Below are 12,258 nucleotides of genomic sequence, written 5' to 3'. Positions count from 1 at the left end.
CCGGTCTTGTTGTCCAGCTTGTCGCCGCCCAGGTCAAAGGTCCGGAAGATCACCGGATCGGGGCTGAGCTTTTCCGCCACCCGGCGGTAGACCTGGTACTGCTCCTCCTCGGTGGGCAGATGGTCCGAGGTCAGGAACAGGAATTCGGTGCGGTAAAGGCCCACCCCCTTGGCTCCGTGGGAAAGCACCGAGGCGGTCTCCTCCGGCATCTCGATGTTGGCCGAAAGCTCCACCTGATGCCCGTCCTTGGTCACCGCCTTCTGGCGGCGCAGTCTTTTAAGGTTGGCCAGGTGCTTTAAGAAAACCTTCTGTTCCTCGCGGTAAAGCTCCAGGGTCTGGGGGCCGGGATTGAATATGGCCAGGCCCCTGGCCCCGTCCAGTATCACCGGCAGGCCGGAAACGGCCTTCAGCATCAGGTCCGGAGCGCCCACCACCGCCGGGATCTCCAGGCTGCGGGCCACGATGGCGGTATGGGAGGTCTTCCCGCCGGACTCGGTGATGAAGCCCAGAATCTTTTTGTGGGTCATCAGGGCGGTGTCGGCCGGGGAAAGCTCGTGGGCCAGCACAATGGCGTCCTTGGGCAGGTCCTGGACCGGCAGGGTGCTTTGGGCCTCGATGTGCTTGATCACCCGCCAGATCATGTCCCGGATGTCGGCCGACCTTTCCTTGAGGTAGGCGTTGCTGGAATTCTGCATGCCCTGGGCCACCTCCTCCATCACTTCCTTGAAGGACGAGGCGGCGTCCTGCCGCTGTTCCTTGATCCGGCGGACCGTGCCTTCGAAGGTCTCGGGATCGTCCAGCATCAGCAGCTGGGCGTCCCAGATGGCGGCCGCCTCCTCCCCCATCCGCAGCACGATCTGCTGTTTCAGTTCGGAGAATTCGGCCTTGGCCCGGATCAGGCCGGCCTTGAATTTCTCCAGCTCCCGCCCGGTGTCGCTTACCCGGTATTTGACGGCCGTGACGGCCGCCTTGCGGTAGACGAAGGCCCGGCCGATGGCAATGCCCGGAGAGGCCGGCAGGCCGTTGATCCTGTATTCGGCGTTCACTTTTTTAATCCTCGTTGAATTTATCGGCTATCAACCTGCCCAGGGCGTCCAGCACCAGGGCTTCGTCCTCGCCATCGGCCCGGACGGTGAGGGTGGAACCAGGCTCGGCCGCCAGCATCATCACCCCCATGATGCTTTTGCCGTTGACCTCGGTCTCCTCCTTGCGGGCCCAGACCTTGGATTTGAATTTCCCGGCGGTCTTGACGAACAGGGCCGAGGGCCGGGCGTGCATTCCCAAACGGTTGACGATGGTGAAAGATCTTTCCTGCATCAAATTGCCTTATGTTCCAGTGTGAAAATTAATGTTTGCGGCCGGCCCGGCAAAAGTTTTATCTTTTTATGCCATAAAAAACACGAGCATTGGTAGTTCCTCTCCAGCCCCGATTCCGACTGGGAGACGGTCTCCACCGGAAAGCGCCAGAGGTCCCAGGCCTGGTCCAGGTCAAAGTCGACGGAAAGGTTGCGGTAGCCGTCTATCACCGAGAGCTGGGAAACATCCTGATCCTGGGCCCGGACGTTGAGGGCTTCGGTGGGCAGTATCCGGCTGGCGCTCCGGCAGTGCCGCCCGAAACCCGAAGACAGCAGGCCGAAGTTGAACTCTATCCCCGGCCAGATCTCCATTTCCTTAAGACCGCTGTTCACCCAGCTGTATTCTATCTTGAATGACGGCCCGGTCCCGAAGACGATCTTCTTGGCAATGGTCAGATCGTTTATGATTTTTGTGAGTTCCACCGTCACCCGTTCCGCCTGTCTGTTTGTTTGATAAACCCATGCTCCGGCCAGGCCCGGTTCCTGCTCTTGGTGGCAGTTGCGGTAAAAAGATTCCAGGTCCGTCTCCGGCCCCAGCAGGTGGTTCACCAGGCCTACCCGGCGGAAGGAGTCGTAGAACAGCAGATCCGTCAGGCCCTCCTCCTTGGAGACCAGCATCTCGTGAATGCTCTTGCCCTGGGATGCGCCCTGATCGCCCGGCTTCGGAATATTCCGATGGTAGCTTTCGGGCCGGCGGGCCAGGGTGTCGAACAGATTTATCTCCTTTTCCCGGGCATCCCATTCGATCATGGCGCCTCCGAAGGACGGGGATAGAAGAAGCCTGTCATGGCGGTTGAACAGTTCCACTTCGTTCCGGCCGTCACCGTCAAAATCGAATTCCCTGGCCTCAAACGAGGGCGCAGAAGGTTCAGGCTTCGGTTCCATCAGATTCTCGGCCCGGATCAGATGCCGGTACAGAGCCTCGCGCAGATGCGGCAGATACAGGCCCCCAAAGACCCCGTGCCAGTATCCGCAGTTGCACTGTCCCCGGTATAGTTCCCGCAGGACATCCGGGCCCTGGCCAGCCGCCTTGGCCGAGACCGAGAGCATCTTGCGGTAGATGTTGTTTGATTCGGGGTATTTGGTCAAAAAATCCCGCCAGGTGCCGCCCTTGACGAACGGACTGTAGCGCTGGTAGCTGCCCTCGGCCTTCAGCCTTTGGGTCAGCTCCGAATAGACCGCCTCGGACTTTGGTTCCAGCGCCCACTCCCCCATCTCGGCGTAGGAGGCGGTGGGCAGATAGATCCGGCCCCTGGCCGGAAACGCTTCCAGCGCCTGGCTGAAAGTGGACAGCTCCAGCCACTCCTTGTTTGCTTCCAGCGCGTCCAGGAAGTTTTTCAGCCAGCCCTTTTCATAGGCCAGCTCATGGGTGCCGGGCCAGACCCCGAACTTTTCCCCGTCGTCGGCCAATACGGCCAGCGCATCCCGACCGGGCTGGTGCAGGGTTTTAAGGTGGGCGATGACCTCGTCCACGTTATGGAAGGGGATCAGATAGCGGAGCTGCTGGCTGATGGGAAAGACCGCCAGCGGCTTGCCCTGATCCTCGGTGATGTAGTGGCCGTCAAGGTCCTGGTCGTTCTTGCCGGAGCATTTGAAATGATAGTCGTCCAGCACCGTGTACTTAATCCCGGCGTCGGCCAGGACCGAGGCCAGCCCCGGCTCCCACACCCGCTCGGCCAGCCAGGCTCCGGCCGGGGCTTTGCCGAACCTGTTCTTCAGGAATTCCGACATCATCTTCAGCTGGCCCTGCTTGTCGCGGTCGGGGATGGCCGGCATGATGGGCTCGTAAAAGCCCCCGCCCAGCAGTTCCACCTGCCCGGCCCGGACCAGGGTGTTGACCTGTTCCAGGTATTCCGGGTGATGCTGTTCCAGCCACTCCCACAGGCAGCCGCTGTTGTGCAGGGTGAATTTGAACCAGGGATAGCCGGAGACGACATCCAGAAAAGGCTTATAGGCCTTCTGGTAGGCGTCCTCGAACACAAAGTCGAAATTGCCCACCGGCTGGTGGTTGTGAACCCCGAATATGAATTTCAGTTTGGGCATTTATTTTTCAAATATATCTGTTGTCTGCATCTTCTTTTCCACCCAGCCCACTATGGCTACCGCCAATTTCAAAGCTTTTAAATATTCCCCGCGCTTGACCGGCTCATAATCGCCGGGATATCTTGTCTCAACGGCATATTCGGTCAAGACCGAGGATTGTCTGATAACTGCCGGGATGGTGATGTTCTTGGATTTTACTATGTCCAGAAGCAAGTTGATCGAATGGGTCTTGGGAAATTCTGTACCCCTGTGGGCCAAAAGAGCCTTTAACGATTTCTCCGCCGCCTGCTGGCAGTCATATGCCAAGTCTTCGTAGAGAATGGCCCGGGAAGACCTTCTGGCCTTGGCTTTCGCCAGATTGCTTTGCGCTCTTTTAAGCCATTCTTTGGCCAGGTCGCTATTTTTCATAAACCACTTTCCCGTTTTTCGCGATCTCGCTGTAGATCATAAACCGGTTGCTTTTGAGCTTTAAATAATTCTCGGGAGTTTCCACGATTATATCCATGGCGATATTACAGCCACACAGCATTTTGTAGATATCCTGGGCCATTTTCCGTTTATTGACAACGCCGGATTTAAGCAGGCAAATGTCATAATCGCTCCATTCCTTGTTCTTGCGGTCAGCCCTGGAGCCGAAAAGAATTATTTTTTGGGGCCGGATCTTTTTTACGATAAGGTCAATGGTGTTCTTGAAATCCGCACCGTTTTTATTGTTTTTCTCCATGTTCTTCCTGCTTCGTGTTTTCAACTACTGGTGGTTGTGAACCCCGAATATGAATTTCAGTTTGGGCATAGATGATTGATTTATTTTGAACTCATTCCGCTTCAGCTCTGCACTTCAGCAGACTCAGTATGTCACTCAGTACAAGCATTACCACGACCTTCAGGTCGTGGTAAGAAATCTAATGAAACCCAATCCCTCCTGCGGAGTACAAGCGGGGTTTAAACCCTAAGATAATATTTTTGATCATTCAACCACGAGCTAAAGCTCGTGGCAATGGAAATAGAATAATTAGCGAGTTGAGTTCCTTCTTGCTATTTTCTTCTCTTCAGCGGCTGGCTCTGTCCGGCGGGATTGGCTTGCGCCGGGACCGCCGTGCCGCCCGAGAACACCACTGCCGCCTCGCGCATGGCATCAAGCAGATTGGACACGTCCCCTGAGTACTTGCGGGAAAAGGCCTGGTCTATCTCCCCGGTCTTGACGTCCATGATCCGCAGTTCCACCACGTACATCACGCCCAGCTTGCCGATGGTGCCGCCCACCATCTTCTGCACGCCTAAAAGCTGTCCGGCCTCCACCAGGCAGGCCCCCTGATCGCAGGCCCCGCTTTGCTGGAAGCCCTGTTCCTTGAGGATCTCATCGCGCTTGGAGCGTTCCACCACCTTGTAGAATTTGGTGTTGACGAACTCGTTCAGCAGTTTGTCGGTCAGCATCGACACCTCCTGCGGGGAAAGGCCCGAAGTGACGTTCATATCCATCACCGAGATGGTAAGCTTGGGCCCCTTCGGGGCCGGGACCGAAGAATAGACGGGCTGGGTCTGAACGGTTGGGGTCGCGGCCGTTGACCCTCCTAACAGCGAGCCAGTGGTTGGGCCTGCCGACTTGGCCGCGCAACCCGTCAGCAGGGCAGCCAGTAAAAGACTGATGCCGACCGGGGCCATTTTTCTCTTCATTTTAACTCCGTTTTTCAAATTGTGGGAACAAGATATCAATACTTTTTGACCTCTCCCCTCCCCCTCTCCAATGTGGAGAGGGATGGTTACCTCCCCCTCCGCAACGGAGGGGGATTAGGGGGCGGTCAAAAGAGGCTATGATCAGCCTACTCCAGGTCGTCCTCCTCGAACTTGGCGGCCTCGAACTTCTTCTGCATGGACTCCAGCAGACGGTTGTTGAATTCCTCCGGGGTCCGGTATCCGCAGGCCTTCAGCAGTTGGTTCATGGCTATCACTTCGGAAATCACGCTGATGTTCTTGCCCGGCACCACCGGCACCGTCACCAGCGGGATCTCCACCCCCAGGATGGTGGTGGGCTTTTCGTCCAGGCCCACCCGCTCGTAATCCTCGTCGTCGCTCCAGCGCTTCAGCCGTATCTCCACCTCTATCCGCTTGCGCATCCGCACCGCCCTGATGCCGAAGATGGTGGCCAGGTCTATGATCCCGATCCCCCGGATCTCCATGTTGTGCCTCAGCAGCTTGTTGCCGTAGCCCACCAGCACGCTCTGGCCGCGTTTCTTGATCTCCACCACGTCGTCGGCCACCAGCCGGTGCCCCCGCTCCACCAGGTCCAGGGCGCATTCGCTCTTGCCGATGCCGGAGTCGCCGGTGTACAGCAGGCCCAGGCCGTAGACATCCACCAAAGTTCCGTGGACGGTGGTGGTGGGGGCCAGCTTGTTGTCGATGTAGGAGGAAAGCTTGTGGATGAAGTCGGTGGTGTCCAGCCCGGTGCGCAGCAGGGGGATCCTGCGTTCCAGGCAGGTGGCCACCAGCTCGGGATGGGCGGCCAGTCCCTTGGAGATGATGATGCAGGGAAGTTCAAAGGAAGTGATCCGTTTGATGGCTTCGATGCGCTTGTCCGGTTTCAGGGTCTCCAGGTAGCCGGTCTCGGTGATCCCGATTATCTGGACCCGCTCCCACAGAAAATACCCCATGTAGCCGGAAAGGGCCAGCCCCGGGCGGTTGGTGTCAGCGATAATGATCTTGCGCTCCAGTCCGGTCGTGCCGGTCAGCACTTCCAGATGCAGGAACTCCTGCCGGTCGTTCAGCACCTCCTGTACCGATATCTCCTTCATGGTCTCCCTCGCAATTACTGAATACTGATTACTTCGGCAATTAAACATATCAAGCGTCATCCTGAGAATGGCAACGTGCTTAACTAACCGAAGGATAAAAAAACCGCCTCATCCCTCAATTTGCATAGCAAGTAAGGTGTCTCGGGATGACAATTGTTGACAATATGATTGCGCTATTTAATTGCCGGTCTAAGAATACTGAATACTGGCTGCCCGGAAGTGCCCTACTGCCCCTTAAGCCCCCGGCCCTTGTGCTCCTTGCGCTCTTTCACTTTCTTGACCTGGGTCTCTATCTTCTTCACCGCAAAATCCAGGGCCTGGCGCATGTCCGTGCCCTCTTCCTTGGCCACCAGACGCTTGCCGGCCGGCAGATGGATGGTGATCTCGGCGATCATCCGCTTTTTCTCTTCGCTTAAAATGGCCCGGGCTTCCAGGATCCGGGGGAAGAAATGCTCCAGATGCTCCAGCCGGGACTGGACCTCTTTTTTCAGGCCTTCGGTCAGGCCTTCAAAATGGCGGGCGGTGATGTTGATCTTCATGCCGGTGCCTCCTGTTTAAAGTTGGTTATGGACTGATAAGTTTGATATGCCAGATAGGAACTGCGCACGGCGGGCCCGGCCACGACCGCGTCCAGTCCCAGTATTTGTTCCCCGTAAGTTTTGAGCTCCTGATATTCGGATTCCTCCCAGAACCTTGCCACCGGCAGATGTTCCTGGGACGGGGCCAGGTACTGGCCCACGGTCAGGATCCGGCAGCCGGCTTGCTTAAGATCAACCATCACCTGCTTGATCTCAGCCACTTCCTCGCCCAGCCCCACCATCAGTCCGGACTTGGCCACCAGCCCGGCCCGGGCAGCGTAGCTGATCAGGTCCAGCGACAGCCGGTAAACGGCCTGGGGACGGGCCAGGGGGTAAAGCCGGGGGACTGTTTCCAGGTTGTGATTGAACACCTCGGGCCTGATCTCCGCCGCCTGCCGCCAGGAACTTTCCCGGCCGTCGAAGTCGGAGGTCAGGATCTCGGTCAGGATCCCGGGGTTCTCCCGGCGCAGGGCTTTGACGGTTTCGGCAAAATGCCCGGCCCCGCCGTCCTCCAGGTCGTCCCGGGTGACCGAGGTGATCACCGCATATTTCAGCCCCAGTTTTTTCACCGCCTGGGCCAGCCTTTGGGGTTCCCCCGGGTCCAGGGGCATTGCGCCGCCCTTGCCCACCGCGCAAAAGCGGCAGCCCCGGGTGCAGCTCCCGCCCATGATCAGAAAGGTGGCGGTGCCCGAAGCAAAACACTGGTTGCGGTTGGGGCAGCGGGCCTCGCGGCAGACCGTCTCCAGCCTGCATTCAGACAGCACCTGGTTGACCAGGGCCTGGGCGGGGTTCCGCACCAGGCTTTGCTTGAAGGCCCGGGGCAGTCTTTTTAAATTTTGGTTATCCGGCATAATATTTATTACCTAATGGCATCCAACAATTGGAATACCTTTATAAGGAAAACAGGAAGGCAGGAATAATTTTGGGGATTTCCCAAGTTTAATATTCATGGTTTCCTGCATTCCTAATAGAAACGGTTCTTGTTCCCAGATCAGGGGTTCTTCCGGATGCTGGCCGGCTGGATGTTCCCCTCCTGGCGGTATTTGGCGATGGTCCTCCGGGCGATCTTCAGTCCCGCCTTGGCCAAAGCGTCGGTGATGTCCTGGTCGGTCAGCGGCGATTTGGGGTCTTCGTTCTTGATCATCTCCAGCACTTTGTCCTTGATGGCCTTGACCGAGTCCTGGCCCTGGGTGGTGCTCATCCCGCCGCCGAAAAAGTATCTGACCGCGAACATCCCGTGGGGGGTCAGTGCGTATTTGTTGTGGACCGCCCGGCTGACCGTGGACTCGTGCATTCCGATGTCGTCGGCCACCTGTTTCATGGTCAAGGGCCTGAACTGGCGCAGGCCGTGGTCCAAAAAGTCCCGCTGGCGGTCCACTATGGCCAGCATTATCTTCTGGACGGTGCGGCGGCGCTGCTCTATCATCCTAACTATGAACCGGGCGGCCTCCAGCCGCTTGACCACGTAATCCCGCTCCTCGGGCTTGGCTGTCTTGGAACGCTGCAGGATCTTCTTGTAATCCGGGGTCACCCGCACCCGGGGCACCACCCGGTCGTTGATGATGATCACATATTCGCCTTCGTGCTTTTCTATCAGGATGTCCGGGAAGATGTAGCGGGTCTCATCGCTGCCCAGCCCGGCCCCGGGCTTGGGCGAAAGGGCCGAGATGATCTCCCGGGCCTCCGCCACCTCCTCCTCTGTCACCTTCAGGGCCTTGGCGATGGCCGGATATCGGCGGCGCTCCATGTCGTCCAGATGCTGGTCCACCATCTTCCAGGCCAGACTGTCCCTGTAGCCCAGATGGTTGAGCTGGATCAGCAGGCATTCCTTCAGGTTCCGGGCGGCCACCCCGGGAGGGTCAAAATTCTGGACCAGGTCCAGCACCCTTTCCACCTCGTCCTGTGAATGGTTCAGGGCGGCGGCCACCTCGTCCGTGCCCATGGTCAGGTAACCGTCGTCGTTGAGGTTCCCGATCAGGTAATTTCCGATCTCCAGGTCCCGGGGATTGTCTAATGAGATCCGGAGCTGGGACAGGATGTAATCCTGAAAGCTCTGCTGGGTGACCACGTAGGGCTGGGAGTCCTCCTCGGACTTGTCCTTGTTGGCCGGATAATAGCCGCTGTCCAAACCCTCCTGCAGGTAATTATCCCAATCAAGCTGGTCGGGGCGGTCGGACGGTTCCGGTTCTTCTTCGTTGGAGGTCTTTTGGAAGGAATCCAGCGAGTTCAAACCTTCCGTTTCCTGGATCTCTTCCTGGGTCTCCTCCATCACCTCGTCCAGCAGGGGGTTGATCTCCAGTTCCTGGCGCACCAATTGCTGAAGCTCCAGCGTCGGCAGCTGCAGCAGTTTCAACAGCTGCAGCATCTCCGGCGCCAGCATCTGGCGCAGTTCCTGCCTCAGTCCCGGACCCATGGCGCTCATTTTACATCCTCCCTGGAGTGATAGGCGCCTTTGGCTTTTTTGTTCATCAGTATCCTCTGGGTCTTGCCCTGGCTCATGAAGAATTCCATCTCCTGTCCCTGGGCCAGGTTCCGGCCGCTGCTGTTTTCCTTCTGCCTCCGGTGGTACTGGCACCACACCCGTCCCCAGGCATGGACGTAGGACATCTGGCCCTGGGCAAAATCGGCCTTCAGGCTGTCGCAGGTGATGATGTCGGTGTCGGGGCTGGCTTCGGTGAACTGGCGGACCACGGCCGAGTCACGCACCCAGGCATTGCGCAGGGTGTCGCCCCTCAGGTCCAGCTCCATCAGCCGGCCGCTGATCAGGGCGTCCCGTCGCCAGACCGAGGGATCCTGCTCCAGCATCATCCGCCCGGCGGTCTTGAAATAGGTCATCTTGCCGCAGGCGGCCCACAGGCTGTCCTGGGCGAACCTGACGCTGTCGGTGGCCACCGCCAGGCCGCTGGCCTGGAAGACCTCCATTTTGTTGGATGTGATCACGCTTTTTTTGGTGCGGTTCTTTTTGTCGTAGGATTCCATCCTGGCCCGGCCTATGACGAACCCGTAGCCCTGGTCGTGCCAGTATTCGCCGTAATCGCCGTAAAGCTTGTTGTGCTGGGAGGAGTCTATCATCTCCACCTGCCCGTAGGCATAGCTTTTGGCCAGGGGCCGGGAGTAGGCCAGGGAGTCGGCCGTCAGGTCCCAGCCGGCGTCGTTAAGCCGGGGCCGCCCGAAGACGCTGGCCCGGCCGGTGGATTTCAGGTAGTCGGCCCGGCGGCCGGTGATCTTCACCGTCTTGTCGTAGATGGTGACCCTGCCCCAGACCGAGGCTTTCTCGGTAAGGGTGGAGATGCGGGCGGTGTCGCCCTTCAGTATCGTGGAGCCGTGGATGATCTCCACCTGGCCATAGAGCCAGGTGATCTTGTCCTGGCCCAGCTGCTGGATCTTCATGTTGTCGGCCGAAAGCACGTAGGGCTGGGTGGTGTCGGCCAGCGGCTGGGGAGCCGCCCCCAGTCCGGCCAAAAGCAGCAGGACTGAGAAGCTCACTGGATCCCCTCCAGCCCGGTCAGCAGTTCCTTCTTGCCCCGGACGTTGCGCTTGAGCTCGATCTCCTTCAGGTCGGGGCTGGCGCTCATGCCCTCGCCTTCCAGCCAGTCGCCGTCCTTCTCCAGCCGGACCTTGGACTCGGTGGTAAAGCGCCGGTCCTGGTTGCTCCAATCCAGGTAATCGGTCAGAAGTTTCATCCCGTCCTTGGTGGTCAGCACCACGTTCCGGCGGGTCTCCATGTTGCGGCTGTCGGTGTTGATCTTGCCGGAATCGGCGGTCAGGTTGGCGCTGATGGAGTCCCCGGTCTTGCGGTAAAAATCGATCTTCAGTTTGAACATCTCCACCAGATGCTGGTCGTTGAAGGTGTTGGCCTGTTCGGCCACCAGCACCCAGACCCGCAGGCCGGCCTGGGTCTCGGTCAGCTTGAATCCCTGGATGGTCTGGGACGGCGGAAAATCAGGCTCGGCCGCCGGCTGGGAGGCCTGTTCCTTCTTGCACCCGGTTAAGAGTACAAGGACAAGGGCAGTATATATGTATGTTTTTTTCATTTCTTTCTTAATCCGGGCATTTCAGCCACAAAGACACTAAGACACAAAGTTTTTTATTCTTAGCGGACTCCGCGTCTTTGCGGTTATAAATATTTTTGTGCCCTTTGTGCTTTCTGTGGCTAATTTTCTTTAAGCCTGAGGTTTCTCCAGCCAGCGCAGATGCATCCAAACCCACTGGCTTACGTCCTGTTTGATCAGTTCTTCCAGGGCCGTAGTCTGTCTCTGCACGTCCTCTTTTAGCCGGGCTTCCTTGTCGGTTAATTGTGACTGGGGCAACGGCGGCCTGACGTACAGGTGATGTATCCCCTGCTTGTCCCGTTGGATGGCCATCGGGATCACCGCCGAGCCGGCCCGGGCCGCCAAAGCCGCCGCCCCGGTGGGCGTCTTGGCCTGGTGGCCAAAGAACTCCGCATTGACGCTGGAGACCCGGGTGTCCTGGTCAATCAATATCCCCAAGGCGTGGCCGGAATGAAGGGCCTTCAGCGCCTCCTTGGCCCCGGTGTCCCGGTCTATCACCTGGATCCCCTGCCCGCTCCGCATATTCAGCACGATGTCGTCCATCCGGGGATCGTACATCCGCTTGCCGATGACGCTGATCTTGTAGCCGTGCCGGGAGAACCAGACCGGCATCAGTTCCCAGCAGCCGATGTGCCCGGTGATGGCCACCAGCCCCTGGCCCGATTTGTAGGCTTGGTCGAAATGCTCCAGCCCGTGCAGCACCACCATCCGGTCCAGTTCCTCCAGCGGAAGTCCGGGGATCTTGACGGTGTCCACCGCGTTCAGCGCCAGGTTCCGGTATATCTCCAGACCCAGGGCTTGGTGGTCCTTGTGCTCAGGAAAGATCAGCCTTAGGTTGAACAGCACCTTGTCCCGCTCCCTGGGCAATAAATGCCAGGCCGCAGGCGCCAAAGCCTTGGCCAGCCCCAGGCAAAAGGACCGGGGCAGAACCGAAAATGTCTTCAGTAGAAACCTAACCAGCAGGTATTTGAACTGCCGGCGGATTGTTTTATTCACTTTAATAATTTACCACAATAAACCCATCTTTGCAAGACTAAAAATGCCCCCCGCCTTTGGCGGGGGGCATTTTTGCTGGTTGAGTCTTGTTTATACCGTGTTGAACTTAAATGTGTTATGAGTTTTTTGTTTTGTTGTCAAGGCTGCTATGCAAAAAATATACCAAATACGCGTTTTCATTGACTGCCCCTGTTCCCTTTTAAAGCACCCCCGCCTGCATGATGTCGTGCAGATGGATGATCCCCACCGGCCGGTTTTCCTTGTCAGCCACCAAGAGCGAGGTAACCCGGAAGTCCTCCATCATCTTGGCGGCCTTCACCGCCAGCTGGCCCTGGCCCACCGTCTTGGGGTTCTTGTTCATCACTTCGTCCACTTTAAGCGAGAAGATGTCCTGGGACTTGGTCAGCAGCCGTTTCAGGTCGCCGTCGGTCAGGATGCCTATGAT

At 58.1% G+C, this 12,258-nt stretch carries 14 protein-coding genes; all 14 read right to left on the bottom strand.

Annotated features, from left to right (window positions below):
• Positions 1-1,046, bottom strand: a 1,046-nt coding sequence (locus Q7U71_05315; GenBank protein MDO9391175.1) for a putative PEP-binding protein, incomplete at its 3' end; no start/stop codon positions are given.
• A 4-nt stretch (positions 1,047-1,050) separates the two neighbouring features.
• Complete coding sequence (locus tag Q7U71_05310; protein ID MDO9391174.1) at positions 1,051-1,317, bottom strand: HPr family phosphocarrier protein; 267 nt, start codon at positions 1,315-1,317, stop codon at positions 1,051-1,053.
• The gene (locus Q7U71_05305; GenBank protein ID MDO9391173.1) at positions 1,317-3,398 is read right to left on the bottom strand and encodes a DUF1926 domain-containing protein; all 2,082 of its coding nucleotides are present in this window, start codon (positions 3,396-3,398) and stop codon (positions 1,317-1,319) included. The genes Q7U71_05310 and Q7U71_05305 overlap by 1 nt, the downstream gene beginning before the upstream one ends.
• Positions 3,399-3,806 (bottom strand): HEPN domain-containing protein, encoded by a 408-nt coding sequence (locus Q7U71_05300; GenBank protein ID MDO9391172.1) that lies wholly within the window; start codon positions 3,804-3,806, stop codon positions 3,399-3,401. It abuts the gene before it with no gap.
• Positions 3,796-4,122 carry a nucleotidyltransferase domain-containing protein gene (locus Q7U71_05295; GenBank protein MDO9391171.1) on the bottom strand — a complete coding sequence of 109 codons (327 nt, stop codon included), beginning with the start codon at positions 4,120-4,122 and terminating at the stop codon, positions 3,796-3,798. Before Q7U71_05295 ends, Q7U71_05300 begins: the two co-directional genes overlap by 11 nt.
• Positions 4,123-4,433: 311 nt before the next feature.
• On the bottom strand, positions 4,434-5,072 hold the full coding sequence (locus Q7U71_05290) for a CsgG/HfaB family protein (GenBank protein ID MDO9391170.1): 639 nt from the start codon (positions 5,070-5,072) through the stop codon (positions 4,434-4,436).
• 146 nt (positions 5,073-5,218) lie between these two features.
• On the bottom strand, positions 5,219-6,187 hold the full coding sequence (gene hprK / locus Q7U71_05285; GenBank protein MDO9391169.1) for an HPr(Ser) kinase/phosphatase: 969 nt from the start codon (positions 6,185-6,187) through the stop codon (positions 5,219-5,221).
• A 224-nt stretch (positions 6,188-6,411) separates the two neighbouring features.
• The gene (gene raiA / locus Q7U71_05280; protein MDO9391168.1) at positions 6,412-6,726 is read right to left on the bottom strand and encodes a ribosome-associated translation inhibitor RaiA; all 315 of its coding nucleotides are present in this window, start codon (positions 6,724-6,726) and stop codon (positions 6,412-6,414) included.
• Entirely contained in the window at positions 6,723-7,616 is an 894-nt protein-coding gene (lipA, locus tag Q7U71_05275) for a lipoyl synthase (GenBank protein ID MDO9391167.1), read from the bottom strand. The genes raiA and lipA overlap by 4 nt, the downstream gene beginning before the upstream one ends.
• Before the next feature lie 140 nt (positions 7,617-7,756).
• The gene (gene rpoN / locus Q7U71_05270; protein MDO9391166.1) at positions 7,757-9,187 is read right to left on the bottom strand and encodes an RNA polymerase factor sigma-54; all 1,431 of its coding nucleotides are present in this window, start codon (positions 9,185-9,187) and stop codon (positions 7,757-7,759) included.
• Complete coding sequence (locus Q7U71_05265; protein ID MDO9391165.1) at positions 9,184-10,251, bottom strand: LptA/OstA family protein; 1,068 nt, start codon at positions 10,249-10,251, stop codon at positions 9,184-9,186. The genes rpoN and Q7U71_05265 overlap by 4 nt, the downstream gene beginning before the upstream one ends.
• Positions 10,248-10,799 carry an LPS export ABC transporter periplasmic protein LptC gene (gene lptC, locus Q7U71_05260; GenBank protein MDO9391164.1) on the bottom strand — a complete coding sequence of 184 codons (552 nt, stop codon included), beginning with the start codon at positions 10,797-10,799 and terminating at the stop codon, positions 10,248-10,250. Before lptC ends, Q7U71_05265 begins: the two co-directional genes overlap by 4 nt.
• Positions 10,800-10,928: 129 nt before the next feature.
• Entirely contained in the window at positions 10,929-11,813 is an 885-nt protein-coding gene (locus tag Q7U71_05255; protein ID MDO9391163.1) for a hypothetical protein, read from the bottom strand.
• A 199-nt stretch (positions 11,814-12,012) separates the two neighbouring features.
• On the bottom strand, positions 12,013-12,258 hold a 246-nt coding region (locus Q7U71_05250; GenBank protein MDO9391162.1), incomplete at its 5' end, for a CBS domain-containing protein.

Source organism: bacterium, from assembly GCA_030655055.1.
Taxonomy (GTDB): Bacteria; Edwardsbacteria; AC1; order AC1; family EtOH8; genus UBA5202.
The sequence above is the reverse complement of the archived record's forward strand: the minus strand, read 5'-3'. Positions and strand labels throughout refer to the sequence as shown.